At 72.6% G+C, this 14,836-nt stretch carries 16 protein-coding genes; 11 read left to right on the top strand and 5 right to left on the bottom strand.

All coding sequences use genetic code 11. The annotated features are described in order from the left end of the window. Positions 1-51: 51 nt before the first annotated feature. Both meaB and FZC61_RS03770 read right to left on the bottom strand, forming a co-directional pair. Entirely contained in the window at positions 52-1,032 is a 981-nt protein-coding gene (gene meaB / locus FZC61_RS03775) for a methylmalonyl Co-A mutase-associated GTPase MeaB (RefSeq protein ID WP_148612709.1), read from the bottom strand. Continuing rightward, positions 1,016-2,206 carry an acetyl-CoA C-acetyltransferase gene (locus FZC61_RS03770; RefSeq protein WP_148612707.1) on the bottom strand — a complete coding sequence of 397 codons (1,191 nt, stop codon included), beginning with the start codon at positions 2,204-2,206 and terminating at the stop codon, positions 1,016-1,018. Before FZC61_RS03770 ends, meaB begins: the two co-directional genes overlap by 17 nt. Before the next feature lie 133 nt (positions 2,207-2,339). Here FZC61_RS03770 and mce point away from each other — a divergent pair, with 133 nt between their 5' ends. The 5 genes from mce to FZC61_RS03745 all read left to right on the top strand — a co-directional run bounded on the left by mce (position 2,340) and on the right by FZC61_RS03745 (position 7,296). After that, positions 2,340-2,795 (top strand): methylmalonyl-CoA epimerase, encoded by a 456-nt coding sequence (mce, locus tag FZC61_RS03765; RefSeq protein WP_148612705.1) that lies wholly within the window; start codon positions 2,340-2,342, stop codon positions 2,793-2,795. Positions 2,796-2,887: 92 nt separating this feature from the next. After that, the gene (locus FZC61_RS03760) at positions 2,888-3,118 is read left to right on the top strand and encodes a hypothetical protein (protein ID WP_148612703.1); all 231 of its coding nucleotides are present in this window, start codon (positions 2,888-2,890) and stop codon (positions 3,116-3,118) included. Positions 3,119-3,243: 125 nt separating this feature from the next. After that, a complete protein-coding gene (gene ccrA / locus FZC61_RS03755; RefSeq protein ID WP_148612701.1) occupies positions 3,244-4,584 on the top strand; it encodes a crotonyl-CoA carboxylase/reductase in 1,341 nt (446 codons plus the stop codon). 142 nt (positions 4,585-4,726) lie between these two features. After that, positions 4,727-6,043 carry a hypothetical protein gene (locus FZC61_RS03750; protein ID WP_148612698.1) on the top strand — a complete coding sequence of 439 codons (1,317 nt, stop codon included), beginning with the start codon at positions 4,727-4,729 and terminating at the stop codon, positions 6,041-6,043. Beyond that, on the top strand, positions 6,040-7,296 hold the full coding sequence (locus tag FZC61_RS03745) for an AI-2E family transporter (RefSeq protein WP_246142507.1): 1,257 nt from the start codon (positions 6,040-6,042) through the stop codon (positions 7,294-7,296). The genes FZC61_RS03750 and FZC61_RS03745 overlap by 4 nt, the downstream gene beginning before the upstream one ends. Positions 7,297-7,437: 141 nt before the next feature. On the opposite strand, the gene FZC61_RS03740 is transcribed toward FZC61_RS03745, so the two are convergent. Further along, on the bottom strand, positions 7,438-8,412 hold the full coding sequence (locus FZC61_RS03740) for an EamA family transporter (RefSeq protein WP_148612696.1): 975 nt from the start codon (positions 8,410-8,412) through the stop codon (positions 7,438-7,440). Between the two features lie 38 nt (positions 8,413-8,450). Between FZC61_RS03740 and FZC61_RS03735 the strand changes: the two genes are divergently transcribed. The 4 genes from FZC61_RS03735 (at position 8,451) to FZC61_RS03720 (ending at position 10,815) form a co-directional block, all read left to right on the top strand. Beyond that, on the top strand, positions 8,451-8,987 hold the full coding sequence (locus FZC61_RS03735) for a CGNR zinc finger domain-containing protein (protein WP_148612694.1): 537 nt from the start codon (positions 8,451-8,453) through the stop codon (positions 8,985-8,987). Positions 8,988-9,069: 82 nt separating this feature from the next. Next, a complete protein-coding gene (locus FZC61_RS03730) occupies positions 9,070-9,507 on the top strand; it encodes an SRPBCC family protein (RefSeq protein ID WP_148612692.1) in 438 nt (145 codons plus the stop codon). 53 nt (positions 9,508-9,560) lie between these two features. Then, entirely contained in the window at positions 9,561-10,526 is a 966-nt protein-coding gene (locus FZC61_RS03725) for an alpha/beta fold hydrolase (RefSeq protein WP_148612690.1), read from the top strand. Positions 10,527-10,593: 67 nt separating this feature from the next. Then, positions 10,594-10,815, top strand: coding sequence for a hypothetical protein (locus FZC61_RS03720; RefSeq protein ID WP_148612688.1), 222 nt, complete (start codon positions 10,594-10,596; stop codon positions 10,813-10,815). Positions 10,816-10,833: 18 nt separating this feature from the next. On the opposite strand, the gene FZC61_RS03715 is transcribed toward FZC61_RS03720, so the two are convergent. After that, positions 10,834-11,601 (bottom strand): endo alpha-1,4 polygalactosaminidase, encoded by a 768-nt coding sequence (locus FZC61_RS03715; RefSeq protein ID WP_148612686.1) that lies wholly within the window; start codon positions 11,599-11,601, stop codon positions 10,834-10,836. Positions 11,602-11,608: 7 nt separating this feature from the next. After that, entirely contained in the window at positions 11,609-13,480 is a 1,872-nt protein-coding gene (locus FZC61_RS03710) for a GMC family oxidoreductase (RefSeq protein WP_148612684.1), read from the bottom strand. A 279-nt stretch (positions 13,481-13,759) separates the two neighbouring features. Here FZC61_RS03710 and FZC61_RS03705 point away from each other — a divergent pair, with 279 nt between their 5' ends. Together FZC61_RS03705 and FZC61_RS03700 are read left to right on the top strand one after the other, a co-directional pair. Next, the gene (locus FZC61_RS03705) at positions 13,760-14,170 is read left to right on the top strand and encodes a DUF302 domain-containing protein (RefSeq protein WP_211357078.1); all 411 of its coding nucleotides are present in this window, start codon (positions 13,760-13,762) and stop codon (positions 14,168-14,170) included. Further along, positions 14,170-14,433, top strand: a complete 264-nt coding sequence (locus tag FZC61_RS03700) for a metal-sensitive transcriptional regulator (protein WP_148612682.1) — start codon at positions 14,170-14,172, stop codon at positions 14,431-14,433. Before FZC61_RS03705 ends, FZC61_RS03700 begins: the two co-directional genes overlap by 1 nt. The last annotated feature ends 403 nt before the right edge of the window (positions 14,434-14,836 follow it).

Here is a 14,836-nt window from a genome sequence, read left to right as displayed (position 1 = left end):
CACCCGCCCGCAACGGCCAGGTCAACTCGGTCCGTTGCTCCTCGACCACCGTCAGCCCTCGAGCAGGCGGTCGGCGGCGGTGTAGGGGTCGGACTCCCCCGCCACCACGGCCGCAGCGAGCGCGCCGATCTCGGCGTGGTCGCCGACCTGCGCCAAGCGCGCCCGCAGCGCGGCCACGGCGATGGCCTCGACCTCCGCGCGGGCCCGACGCTCGCGACGTCGTTGCAGCTCGCCGGTCGCGATCGACCAGGCGCGGTGCTCGTCGAGGGCGGTGACGACCTCGGCCACGCCGTCGCCGGACGCGGCGACGGTCTTGAGGACCGGCGGGTGCCAGGCGTCGGGGCGGCGTTGGGCGAGGGCGAGCATCGAGCGCAGGTCGCGGGCCACCTGGGCCGCACCGTCGCGGTCGGCCTTGTTGACGACGTAGAGGTCGCCGACCTCGAGGATGCCGGCCTTGGCGGCCTGGATGCCGTCACCCATGCCGGGGGCGAGCAGCACGATCGTGGAGTCGGCGAGACCCGCGACCTCGACCTCGCTCTGCCCGACACCGACGGTCTCGATCAGGACGACGTCGAAGCCCGCGGCGTCGAGCACACGCACCGCCTGGGGCGTCGACCAGGACAGCCCGCCGAGGTGGCCGCGGGCGGCCATGGAGCGGATGAAGACGCCTTTGTCGCCGGCGTGGTCACCCATCCGGATCCGGTCACCGAGCAGCGCTCCGCCCGAGAACGGCGACGACGGGTCGACGGCGAGCACGCCCACGCGGCGGCCGCCGGCGCGCACCGCCGTGACGATCGCGTTGGTCGAGGTCGACTTGCCGACGCCGGGGGCACCGGTGATGCCGACGACCTGGGCCCGCCCGGTGTGGGGGGCCAGCAGGCCCATCGCCTCACGCAGGGCCGACGACTCGTCCTCGACCAGCGAGATCAGCCGGGCGACGGCCCGGGGCTCACCGCCCCGGGCCCGCGCGACGAGGTCGGGTACGTCGAACTGACGACGGTCAGCCCGCCCCCGACTAGCGCTGCGGGACACGCACGATCAGCGCGTCACCCTGGCCACCGCCACCGCACAGCGCGGCCGCACCGACGCCGCCACCGCGGCGCTGCAGCTCGAGCGCCAGGTGGAGCACGACGCGGGCGCCGGACATGCCGACCGGGTGGCCCAGTGCGATGGCGCCGCCGTTGACGTTGACCTTGTCGTCGGGCAGGCCGAGCTCGCGGGCCGAGGAGATGCCGACGGCGGCGAAGGCCTCGTTGAACTCGACGAGGTCGAGGTCCGTGGGCTCGATGCCCTCCTTGCGGCAGGCCAACGCGGTCGCGTTGGCGGGCTGCAGCTGCAGCGAGGAGTCGGGGCCGGCGACCATGCCGTGGGCACCGATCTCGGCCAGCCAGGTCAGCCCGAGCTCCTCGGCCTTGGCCTTGCTCATCACGACGACGGCGGCGGCGCCGTCGGAGATCTGCGAGGAGGAGCCGGCCGTGACGGTGCCCGTCTTGGAGAACGCCGGGCGCAGCTTGGACAGGGACTCGGCGGTGGTGTCGCCGCGCACGCCCTCGTCCTGGGTGATGACGACCGGGTCGCCCTTGCGCTGCGGGATCGAGACCGGGACGACCTCGTCGTCGAAGATGCCGTTCTTCCAGGCGGCAGCGGCCTTCTGGTGCGACTGCGCCGAGAACTCGTCCTGCTCCTCGCGGGTCAGGTTGGCCCCGGCGGCGTTGACCTCCTCGGTGAGCAGGCCCATGGCCTGCTGGGTGACCTGGTCGAAGAGGGCGTCGTAGGCCATCGAGTCAACGAGCGTGGTGTCACCGAACTTGGTGCCCTCGCGCGAGCCCATCAGCAGGTGGGGCGCGTTGGTCATCGACTCCATGCCGCCGGCCACGACGATCTCGCACTCGCCGGCACGGATCAGCTGGTCGGCCATCGCGATCGCGTTGAGGCCCGACAGGCAGACCTTGTTGATGGTGATCGACGGGACGCCCATCGGCACGCCACCGGCCACCGCGGCCTCGCGCGCGGGGTTCTGGCCCGCGCCGGCCAGGATGACCTGGCCCATGATCACGTAGTCGACCTGCTCGCCGGTCACGCCGGCCTTCTCGAGGGCGCCCTTGATGGCGACGCCGCCGAGGTCGGTCGCCTTGAGCGACTTCAGGCCGCCGAGGAGGCGGCCGATCGGGGTGCGCGCTCCGGCGACGATGACGGATCCGGACATGAGGTGCCTCCGCGGGACTGTGGGTCGTGGGGTCGGGTGCTGTCTGTCGTGAGGTTACCGATCATTCACCGACCGGGGACAGGGCTGTCCGTGACCGACCACGAGGCACACGTCACACCGTCGTACGGCGACAATGGGCCCCATGACGCTCGAGATCCCCGACCACCTCTTCACCGCGATCGACCACGTCGGCATGGCCGTGCCCGACCTCGACGAGGCCATCGCGTTCTACCGCGACACCTTCGGCATGACGCTGGCCCACGAGGAGACCAACCAGGAGCAGGGCGTGCGCGAGGCCATGATGGCCGTCGGCGAGTCGGGCTCCCACGTCCAGCTGCTCGCCCCGCTGAGCGAGGAGTCGACGATCGCGAAGTTCATCGGACGCAACGGCCCCGGCTGCCAGCAGGTCGCGTACCGCGTGATCGACGTCGAGCAGGTCAGCGCGATCTTGCGCGAGCGCGGGCTGCGCCTGCTCTACGACGCCCCGAAGCGCGGCACCTCCGACTCGCGCATCAACTTCGTGCACCCCAAGGACGCCGGCGGCGTCCTAGTGGAGCTCGTCGAGCCGGCGGCCTCCGCCGCGCACTGAGCCCGTACAAGCCGATCCGTCGGCTCCGACCGACCTGCCGCGACCTGGAGTCACGGGGCCGACTGCTGCCAGGCCCGGTCTCGCTGCGCCGCGTGGGCCACTACGTCGTCCTGCGCACGACCGCCGTCGGCACCGGTCGGGTCCGGCTCACCCTGGCGGGCCACAGCATGCCCGCCGCGGTGCGCCCGGGCCAACGCGTCCTGCTGCGGGTCTGGGTCCCGCGGTTCCGTCGCGCGACGGCCGTCGCCCGGCGTACGGCGGTCGTCTCCTCACAGCCGCGCTACTTCACCGGTTGGGTGGCCGAGGGCCGCACGACCCTGTGACGCCGACGGCGTCCGTGACCGGGTGACGTCCGGCACAGTGGCCACGCCGGGGAGTTACCGACCGGTATCTTGCGGGCTGGTCGCGCCCCGACCACCTCGTCGACACGTACAGGAGACTCAGGACCGTGCAGCACATTCTTGACGCCATCCAGGCTGGTGACACCTCGAGCGAGGACTTCGCCGCCCTCGCCCTGCCCGAGTCCTACCGGGCCGTGACGGTCCACAAGGACGAGGTCGACATGTTCGAGGGCCTCGCCACCCGCGACAAGGACCCCCGCAAGTCCCTGCACGTCGAGGACGTCGCCCTGCCCGAGCTCGGCCCCGGTGAGGCCTTCGTGGCCGTGATGGCCTCGGCCATCAACTACAACACCGTGTGGACCTCGATCTTCGAGCCGGTCTCCACCTTCGGCTTCCTCGAGCGCTACGGCCGCCTCTCCGAGCTCACCAAGCGCCACGACCTGCCCTACCACGTGGTCGGCTCCGACCTGGCCGGCGTCGTGCTCAAGACCGGCCCCGGGGTCACCCGGTGGAAGCCCGGCGCCGAGGTCGTGGCTCACTGCCTGTCCGTCGAGCTCGAGGACCCCGCCGGCCACGACGACACGATGATGGACCCCCAGCAGCGCATCTGGGGCTTCGAGACCAACTTCGGCGGCCTGGCCCACATCGCGCTGGTCAAGTCCAACCAGCTCCTCGACAAGCCCGCCCACCTGACGTGGGAGGAGGCCGCCTCCCCCGGCCTGGTCAACGCCACGGCGTACCGCCAGCTGGTCTCCAAGAACGCCGGTCAGATGAAGCAGGGCGACAACGTCCTCATCTGGGGCGCCTCCGGCGGCCTGGGCGGGTTCGCGACGCAGTACGCCCTCAACGGCGGCGCCAACCCGATCTGCGTGGTCTCCAACGAGGAGAAGGCCGAGATCGTGCGCTCGATGGGCGCCACGATGATCATCAACCGCTCCGAGGAGCAGTGGAAGTTCTGGAACGAGGACGGCACCGAGCAGAACCCCAAGGAGTGGCAGCGCCTGGGCAAGCGGATCCGTGAGCTCACCGGCGGCGAGGACATCGACATCGTCTTCGAGCACCCCGGCCGCGAGACCTTCGGTGCGTCGGTCTACGTCACCCGCAAGGGCGGCACCATCACCACCTGCGCCTCGACCACCGGCTACATGCACGAGTACGACAACCGCTACCTGTGGATGAACCTCAAGCGCATCGTCTCCAGCCACTTCGCCAACTACCGCGAGGCCTTCGAGGCCAACCGCCTCATCGCCCAGGCCAAGATCCACCCCACCCTGTCGAAGACCTACACCCTCGACGAGGTCGGCCAGGCCGCGCTCGACGTCCACCACAACCTCCACCAGGGCAAGGTCGGCGTGCTCTGCCTGGCCCCCGAGGAGGGCCTCGGCGTGCGCGACCACGAGCTGCGCGCCCAGCACCTCGACGCGATCAACCGCTTCCGCGGCGTGTGATCCGGGGCGTGCTGCCCGACTGAGAGGTCTCTCACCCGGACCCGGCCGTTCCTGCGGCCGGGTCGGGGTGGGATCGGGGGCTCCGATCAGGGAGGATGGGGCCACTTCCCCACCACCCCCGACCCCCAGTGAGGTTCACCGGATGAACGACCGAGGCCTGTCCATCTTCGACGAGGAGCCGGACGAGACCGAGTCCCCCGAGGAGTCGCCGAGCCTCCAGAAGGGCGGCCCGGTGGCCGGTTCCCCAGATCCCGACTCCCAGCGCACGCAGGTCATCCCCACCGTGACCCCCGCGGCGGGCCCCTCCGCCACGACGACCCAGGTGCGGCCGGCCCAGCCGGTCGCCCCCGGCGCCGGGTCCGGCGACCCGCAGGGACGGCCCGTCCTGCCGCCCGCCGCTCCTGGGGGCACCCCCGGACCCGCGACGACCGCGGCGCAGAGCACCTTCCCCGTCGTACGCCGCAACGGCTACGACCGTGCGTCGGTCGACGCGCGGGTGCGTCAGCTCAGCAGCGAGAAGGCCGGCCTGAGCGCCAGCCTGACCGAGTCCGAGCGCCGTGCGATCGACCTCGAGAAGCAGCTCGCCGACCTGCAGCAGCAGCTGGCCGAGCAGAAGACCCCGTCGTACGCCGGTCTCGGTGGCCGCGCCAGCACGATGCTGCGCCTGGCCGAGGAGGAGGCCGACGAGATCCGCGGGATCGCCCAGCGCGACGCCGGCGAGATCCGCGCCCAGGCCGAGCGCGACGCCAAGGCGATCCGCGCCGACGCCGCGCGCGAGGTCGAGGACATGAAGATCGTGCAGCTGCGCGAGCTCGACGAGACCCGCGCCCGCCTCTCGGCCGACGCCGAGCAGGAGCGCGCGCTGGCCCGGGCCGAGGCGACCGACATCGTCGCCGCCGCCCAGCGCGAGGCCGACCAGCTGCGCCTGGCCGCCCAGCAGGAGACCAGCGAGATGCGCACCGGCGCGACCCGTGAGGTCGAGCAGGCCCGCGCCGCGGCCGACCGCGAGGTCGCCGAGGCCCGCCGTACCCTCGCGGTCGAGAAGGAGCGGCTGGCCCGCGAGGCCACCGACCACCACAACAGCGCCGTCGCCGAGACCAAGCGGCTGGTCGAGGAGGCCGAGCGTCGCGCGGCCGCAGCCGAGGAGCGCGCCGCCGCCGCGGCCAAGCAGTCGGCCGAGAGCCGGGCCGCGTCGACCGCCGAGGCCGAGGCCGCCCTGCACCGCGCCAAGCGGGAGGCCGAGCAGATCGTGGCCGCCGCTAAGCAGAAGGCCGAGGCCATCACCGCCAGCAGCGACGACGCCGTGGCCCGTGAGATCGCCGCCAAGCGCGCCGAGCTCGACCGCCTGGTCAAGCGCCGCGACTCGATCACCGCCCAGCTGGCCTCGCTGCGTGACGTGGTCGCCGGGTTCGCCGGCGACGACGACTCCGCCGAGCCGAGCGGCACGAGCGACAGTTGACCCCCGAGCCCGGTCGCGCTGCGCCCCCGCTCGCCGACGGGACCCCCGGCAAGGTGACCGACGAGGTGACCGACGAGATCACCGAGGAGATCGTCGAGGAGATCATCGGGGCAGCCGACCGGGCCGAGGACGCCGCCGACCGCGCCGAGGATGCCGCCGACCGGGCCGAGGACGCCGCCCACCTACCTCACGACGGCGGCGAGTTCGGCCCGCAGGGGGCGCCGTTCGAGAAGCGCAACCCCTTCTACCTCGGGTTCGTCGGCGGCTTCGGCGCCCTGACCGCGTGGTTCCTGTTCGAGGCGATCGTCGGCATCGGCTCGGTGCTGCTGCTCGTCGTCGTCTCGCTGTTCCTCGCCGCCGGCCTCAACCCCGCCGTCGAGCTGTTGGGCCGACGCGGGCTGCGGCGCTCGTGGGCGTGCGCGGTGGTGATCGTGGCGTTCCTGCTGACGGTCGCGCTGTTCGTCGTCGCGATCGTCCCGGTCATCACCGACCAGGTGACCGCCCTGTCCACCAACGTCCCCGGCTACCTCGACGACCTGCAGCGCAACCGGGAGATCCAGAAGCTCGACGACGAGTACGACGTCATCGACAAGCTCAAGGACTACGTCGCCAACGGCGACTTCCTCAGCGGTCTGTTCGGTGGGGCGCTCGGCTTCGGCCTGCGCGTGCTCTCGGCGTTGTTCAACGGCTTCATCGTGATCGTGCTGACGCTCTACTTCCTCGCCTCGCTCGAGACCACCAAGAAGGCGCTCTACAGCCTGGCCCCGGCCTCGCGCCGCGACCGGGTCAGCCGGCTCGGCGACCGGATCATCCGCAACATCGGCGGCTACGTCTCCGGCGCGTTCGTCGTCGCCCTGTGCGCCGGGCTCACGTCGCTGGTCTTCCTGTTCGTCATCGGGCTCGAGCAGTACGCCGTCGCGCTGGCCTTCGTCGTGGCCCTGCTCGACATCATCCCGATGATCGGCGCCACCCTCGGTGCCGTCGTCGTCACCGCGATCGCCTTCGCCACCGACGTCAACGCCGGCCTGGCCTGCATCGTCTTCTACGTCGTCTACCAGCAGCTCGAGAACTACGTGCTCTACCCGCGGGTGATGAAGAAGTCGGTCGACGTGCCCGGTGCCGTCACCGTCATCGCGGCGCTCGTCGGCACGGCCCTGCTCGGCATCGTCGGGGCGCTGCTCGCCATCCCCACCGCCGCCGCCCTGCTCCTGATCGGACGCGAGGTCGTCGTCAAGCGCCAGGACACGCGCTAGTCGGTCTGGTCGGGGCTCGGGTGCTCTCGAGCCGTGTCCCCGTGCTCGTTGGTCTGGCCGGGCCGACCCGTCGCGTCTACGCGACGGGTCGGCGTGGATGGAGATCGACCCGTCGCGTCTACGCGACGGGTCGGCGGTCGGTCAGAGCTTGAGGTCGGGCTCGACGGCCGCGACGTCGCGCTCGCCGAGCTTGACGGCGACGACGCCGAGCAGGATCAGCGCACCGCCGAGCAGCTGCACCGGGGCGGGCAGCTGGTCGAGGAGGAGCCAGGCCCAGAGCACGCCGACGACGACCTCGCTGAGCGCGACGAAGGAGGCCAGGCGCGCGCCCAGGCGGCGGGCCGCGCCGATGCCGGTGACGTAGGCGACGGCGGCGGTCACCAGGCCGAGGGCGAGCAGCGGCCACCACCAGTCGACGGTGACGCCGGCGTAGGCCACCGGGGTCGAGGCCGCCCGCACGGGCATCAGGCCGACGACACCGAGCAGGCCGAGGGCCGCCGTACCGACGACCAGGCCGCCGGCGGCCAGGCTGATCGGCGGCAGACCGGTGGAGTCGTCGCCGTTGATGATGAAGTAGGTCGCGCAGCCGACCATCGCGCCCAGCGCCCACAGGACGCCGGTCGTGCTGAGGTCGGCGCCCGAGAGCAGGTCGAGCACCAGCACGAGGCCGAGGGCGCAGACCCCGGCGCCGGCCAGGGTGATCGCCCCGGGACGGTGGCCGTGACGCACCCAGAACCACACGACGACGGCGGCGGGGGCGGTGTACTCGATCAGCAGGGCCGGGCCGACCTGCATGTGCGCGACGGCCGAGAAGTAGCCGAACTGGGCGCCGGCCACGGCCAGCAGCCCGTAGAGCCCAATGAGCGCGGCGTTGTCGCGGACCAGCGACCACTGCCCGCGCAGCGCCCGGACGCCGAAGGGGACGACGACCAGCGCGCCGAGGGCGATCCGGCACAGGACCACCGAGCCGGCGCTCCACCCGGCGTCGAGCAGGGGGCGCGCCAGGGCGCCGGACAGGCCGAAGGCGACCGCCGAGACGAGCGCGAGCACGACCCCGCCGGCCGCTGGTCCCCGACGGCCGCCGACGAGGGCCGCGTCATCAGCGAAAGTCGTCATGGCTCATGACCGTAGGGACGGTGCAGTAATCTGTCAACGTGGTATTCGCCCATGACGTCGAGCTGGCCCTGCAGGCCGCGGTCGTGCTCGCCAACAGTGCCCTCGAGCCCGAGACCCTGACCAGCCCCGAGGAGCTCTCGCAGTTCTTCACCGAGTTCGCCTACACCGGACGCCACGACGGCGACCGGGCCGAGCTCGCCGCCGTCCAGGCCCTGCGCGGCGAGCTGCGCGACCTGCTCACCGCCGACCGCGACCACGCCGTCACCCTGGTCAACCGGATGCTCGACGAGGAGCGGGCGCTCCCCCAGCTCGTGCGTCACGACGACTTCGACTGGCACCTGCACGCCACCCGCGCCGACGCGCCCTGGCCGAGCCGGATCCGGGTCGAGACCGCGATGGCCATGATCGACGTCATCCGCGCCGACGAGCTCTCGCGTCTGGGCGTGTGCGCCGACGACGACTGCGAGGGCGTCGTCCTCGACCTGTCGCGCAACCGGTCGCGGCGCTTCTGCTCCACGGCCTGCGGCAACCGCAACGCCGTCGCGGCCTACCGGGCCCGGCAGGCGGCGGGCTGACCTGCCGGCGCCCGGGCCACCCCGAGGGGGTGAGCCCGCGCGGGTGAGCCGGCTGTCGACCGGCGTACCTAGCGTCGAGGACATGACCACGATCACCCGCACGTTCACCGTCATCCCCGATCCGGCCACGGTCGTCGACTACCTCAAGGACTTCGCCCACGCCGAGGCCTGGGACCCCGGCACCGAGTCGTGCACGCAGGAGTCCGGCGGCGAGGTCCGGGTCGGCACCCGCTGGCACAACGTGTCCAAGATCGCCGGCGTGACCACCGAGCTCACCTACACCCTGCAGACGCTCACGCCCGGTCGTCTGGTCTTCGTCGGCGAGAACGACTCCGCCACCTCGACCGACACGATCACCGTGCAGGCCAAGGGCGGCGGCAGCGAGGTCACCTACGAGGCCGTGATCGAGCCCAAGGGAGCCGGCAAGCTCGGCGAGCCGCTGCTCAAGCTGCTCTTCGAGCGCATCGGCACCAAGACCGAGAAGCAGCTGACCGAGGTGCTCAACGCCCTGGCCGCGTGAACCGACCCGCGGACCGTCACCCGCGCCCGGCTCCTCTCCGCGACGATGACCACATGACCTCCACCGCGGGCCGCCCGATCGGCAGCGCCTGGCCCGACGTCGTCGACACCGTGATCGAGGTCGGCGGCCGCCCGGTCCGCGCCCTGCGGGTGGCCGGCCGGCACGGGGCCGGTGCCGGCGAGCCGCAGCTCCTCGTCCACGGCCTGGGTGGCTCGGCGGTCACCTGGGTCGAGGTGATGAGCGGCCTGGCCGAGCGCGGCCCGGTCGTCGCCATCGACCTCCCGGGCTTCGGCGCGACCTCGGTGGTCGCCGGCGAGCCGCTGACGATCGACGCCTACGCCGAGCTCGTGGTCGCCGTGGCCGACACCCTGGGCTGGGCGCGGTTCACCCTGCACGGCAACTCGATGGGTGGGCTGATCGCCACCCTGCTCGCCGCGTCGCACCCCGAGCGGGTCACCAGCCTCGTCCTGGTCTCCCCCGCACTGCCGCCCACGGTCCCCCTGCGCATCCTGCTGCCCAGCCGGGCGACGATCGCGGGCCTCGGACCCATCCTCGTGTCGACCGGGTCGGCCGCGGTCCTCGGACTGCTCGGAGCGGTGCCCGAGGCGCTCGACCAGCGGCGCAAGCGAGCGCTGCTCGGGCTGATCTTCGGCGCGCCCGACGAGGTCAACCCCGACCTGCTCGACCTGATGGCCCGCGAGTTCGCCGAGGACCGCGACCCCGACGGCGACGCCGACCGCCGTCGCGCGCTGCTGAGCGCCCTGCGCTCGATCAGCGCCTCGTGGATCGACCCGCGTCGGGTCTGGCGTGCGATCGACGCCATCGAGGCCCCGACGATCATCCTGGGCGGCACCGCCGACGCGCTGGTGCCCGCCCGGGTGCTGCGCCAGGTCCTGGCCCGGCGCGGCGACTGGCACGGCCACGTGCTCGACGAACGCCGCCACGCACTGATGATGGAGAACCCGGCCGAGTACCTCGACCACGTCTCCCGCTGGTACGCCGGGTGGGCCGCGGCCTGACCCGGGGTCGGACCTCTCACCCCCGCAGGTGGCCGGTCGCCGCCCCCGCCTCGACTACACAGGACACATGGCTTCCACGATCGACCCCGACCAGGTCACCGCGATCCAGGCGGTCCTCGACCGCGTCTCCTCCTACCAGGAGACCGCGGAGGAGGGCACGCTCGACGCGGAGCTCCGCAAGGGCCTCGACGAGGCCGGCATCCGGCTCACCGATCACCAGATCGGTGCTCTCGTGGCCGCGATCGAGGCCGATGCCGGCGAGGCCGACGCCGAGGACGCCCTGACCTGACTGACGCCCACGACCCCGTCAGCAGAACGACGGGCTGAAGGACGGGTCGAGGTCACGGTCGCGCAGCACCACCGCGTGCGTCGCGCCGTACGCCGCGCAGGCCCGCTCGAAGTCGACCCGGCGGTACTCGACCATCACGACCTGGTCGCCGTAGTGGCGCACGTAGCGGTGGCACTCGGCGTAGCGCGCGCAGGACTCGGCCACGGCGAAGTCGAAGCCCAGCCCGGTGCCGTCGTAGCCCGCGAGGTTCTTCTGACCCACCGCCAGACCGACTGCGTGCGCCCGGCGCACCAGCAGCCGGGCGAAGGCCAGCGCGTCGGCCCGGTCGAGCAACCGCCGGGACCGGGTGAAGGAGTCGAGGTTGTCGAGCTCGACGCCCTGGAACCCGTCGTGCGCGCAGCCCGCCACCCACCGGCCGACGATCGTGGCCAGCCGGTGTCGCTTGGCCGGGGTGCCGACGTCGAGCAGCCACTCGCCCCAGCCCGCGTCGATGACGGGCCGGCCCTGCTGCTTCAGCACCAGGGGCCAGTGCCGTCGCCAGAACCGCGCCTGCCCGGGCTGGGTCTGGAAGGCGTTGAGGTAGCAGACGTCGTAGACCCCCGGCACCGGACGGGCCGTCCGGTCGCGCACCACGATGCCGACATCCGCGGGCACGGTGTCCTCACCACCGAGCTGGTAGTCGACGTCGACGCCGACCGGCAGCGGCTCGACCCGTGCCGCTGCCGGCGCCGCCGGCGCGAGCAGCGCCAGCCCCACCGCCAGTGCCACTGCCAGCAGGACCCGCACGCGACGATCAGCCCACCCTGGTCGCGAGACGCACCTCGTGGTCCTCGGCGATCATCTCGGCGGCCTTCTCGCCGATCATGATCGCGGCCGCGTTGGTGTTGCCGCTGACCACCGTCGGCATCACGCTCGCGTCGGCGACCCGCAGCCCCGCGACGCCGTAGACACGCAGGTCGGCGTCGACGACGCTGCCCATCCGGCAGGTCGACGTCTCGTGGTAGACCGTCAGCGCGTAGTGGCGGAACATGTCCTCGAGCAGGGCGTCGCTCGGGACGTCGCCGGTCGTGTGACCGTGCGCCTCGGCGAGGGCGGGCGGCACCATGAGCGGTCCGATGCCGGCGCCGGGCCAGTGGTCGACGATCTCGAGCGCGCGGCGGATGACGGCCAGGAACACGGCGACGTCGTGGGGGTCGTCGAGGTAGTTCAGGTCGATCACCGGGGCGTCCGTCGGGTCGGCGCTGGCCAGGCGCACCTCGCCCTCGGAGTGCGGCTGCACCGGGTTGGGCAGCACGACGACGGTCTCGGCGTCCGGCGACAGCGCCGCCGCCGGGTCGGCGAAGTAGTCGGCCGGGTCGACTCGGAAGAGGTACTGCCAGATCTCCGGGGTGTAGCCGCAGGCGAGCAGCCCGATCTGCCCGTCGTGGGTGTGCAGGTCGCCCAGCCCGGTGGAGAAGAACGCCACGGCGTCGTAGAGGGAGGACGACGCCAACCCCTTGCCCGTGGTGGCCCACTCCATCACCCGACGCTCGGCCTCGGCCTTGAGAGCCGCGAGCTCGGGCGGGAGGTCGGCGTCGTCGGCCGGGTCGGCCGGCAGCGGCCCGGCGGGCGCGCGCAGGGCGTCGGGCCCCAGCGAGATCGCGATCTCGGTCATGGTCAGCGCGACGCCCGGGGCCGGGAACGCCATCGGCAGGTGCAGGTGGTCCTTGAGGTGCTTGCCCACGTGGGGGTTGTCGACGACGCACTCGACCCCGACCTCGGCCAGCTCGGCCCGCGGGCCGATGCCCGACAGCAGGAGCAGCTGGGGCGAGCCGATGGCGCCCGCGCTGACGACGACCTCGCGGTCGGCGTGGATCTCGTGGGTGGCGCCCTGCGCGTCGCGGTAGCGGATCCCGGTGGCGCGCGGGCCGGCGCCGTCGGCGGTGAGCAGCACCCGCTCGACGAGCGCGTGCGTGAGGACGGTGAGGTTGGGCCGGTCGAGGACCGGCTCGAGGAAGGCGTGGAACGTCGAGGAGCGCTTGCCGTCGCGAGTGGTGGTCTGGAACAACGAGCTGAGCCCGGTCGGGCCACCACGGTCACGACCGTTGTAGTCGCCCATCGGGATCCCCGCGGCGACGGCGGCCTCGACGAACTGCTCGGCGGCGAGCGTGCGCGGCGCCCGCACCGACACCCCGAGGGGGCCGCCGGTGCCGTGGGCCTCCTCGTCGATGACCACGCCCTCCGGCGGGTCGGGCGGGGCGAGGTCCTCGCTCTTCTCGAAGTAGGGCAGGACGTCGTCGTAGGACCAGCCCTTGCCGCCGTCAGCGGCCCAACCGTCGAAGTCACCGGGGTGGCCGCGCACGTAGGCCATGTAGTTGAGCCCCGACGAGCCGCCCAGCATCTTGCCGCGCGGCACCATCATCCGCCCGTCGGTCAGCCCCTTGCCCGCTCCCCCAGGGTCGCCGGTGAACATCCAGTCGACCTCGGGGTCGAGCTGCAACGACGCCACCGCCGCCGGCATCGCCTCGTGGGGCGGCGGGGTGCCCCCGGCCTCGACGAGCGCCACGCGGACGTCGGGGTCCTCGCTGAGCCGGGCGGCGATCACCGCGCCGGCGGACCCACCACCGACCACGATCACGTCGTAGCGCTCGGGCTGGTGGGGGTGCTCGGTGGAGGACGTGGTCATCAGGACACCTCTCGGATCGGTGCTGCCCGACGGTGTGACGGGCGTCACTCATCATGCCCTACGACGCCAGGCTCTCACCTCACCCCGAGCCCATCCCGCAGTCGTGCGATCCAAACATGTTAACCCCCCTGGGGGTTATCCCCCCCAGGGGTTATGATGGTCCCCTCACCACCCCACGCCCAGGAGGAAGCCCATGCGCCCCGTCGAGACCACGTCGATCCCCACCCCGTTCGCCCTCGGCGACCGGCAGCTGACCGGTTCCCGGTCCGGAGCGACGTCGTGAGCGACTACACCATGTCGGTCACCGTCGACCGGCCCTACGACGAGACCGTGACCGCGGTGCGTGCGGCCCTGCAGACCCAGGGCTTCGGCGTCCTGACCGAGATCGACGTGCGCGCCACGATGAAGGCCAAGCTCGACGTCGACGTGCCGGCGCAGGTCATCCTCGGCGCCTGCCGACCCGAGCTCGCCCACCGCGCCCTGACCGCCACCCCCTCGCTGGGAGCGATGCTGCCCTGCAACGTCGTGGTCCGCACCGACGACGACGGACGCACCGTGGTCGAGGCGATCGACCCTGACGCCATGGCCCGGCTCGAGGACTCCCCTGTCGTGCGCGAGGTCGCCACCGAGGCCCGGCAACGACTGCGGGCCGCGCTCGACGCGCTCGTCGTCGCTGGTGCGGAGGCCTGATGGAGCTCGAGCCGCAGGAGATGCGCGCCATCATCAACCGCGCCAAGCGGGCCCACGGCCACCTCGGCAAGGTGATCGCGATGCTCGAGCAGGGCAGCGACTGCGAGGACGTGGTCACCCAGCTCTCCGCGGTCCTCAAGGCCCTCGAGCGCACCGGGTTCGCGATCGTCGCGACCGGGCTCCAGCAGTGCCTCGCCCGCGGCGAGGGCCTGGACTCCGTCGACGCGAAGCAGATGGAGAAGCTCTTCCTCAGCCTGGCCTGACCCGGGTCCTCGTCGCGCCGGATGCCGGCCGCTCCGCTCGGACCGAGCGCCGGGTCGCAGCGAGCCCGGTGACGGTGGGCCAGCACGCGCGCGTCGAAGAGGCACTTGTAGATCGCGTTGCGGTTGGTGCCAGGGCGTCGGGTCAGACGGCCCCACCCCTCGTCGTCCAGTGGCGTCGTCGGCCGCCGCCAGGCGTGCCGGGTCACCTTGCTCGCGACCTCGAGCACCACGAAGCGGTAGGCCCACGTGGCGAAGCGGCTCTCGCCCCGGAAGTCGGGCAACCGGCGCAACACCGAGAGCAGCGCGTCATGAGCCGCTTGGTGTGCGACGTCGTCGAGCTCGGCCCCGGCGACGCCGTGCCGTCCCGACCGTCGACCGGCCTCGCGGCGCGCAGCGCGCAGCG

The organism is Nocardioides rubriscoriae (assembly GCF_008087085.1).
GTDB lineage: Bacteria > Actinomycetota > Actinomycetes > Propionibacteriales > Nocardioidaceae > Nocardioides > Nocardioides rubriscoriae.
Note: the sequence above shows the minus strand (reverse complement) of the source record. Positions and strands in the feature narration are given on the sequence as shown.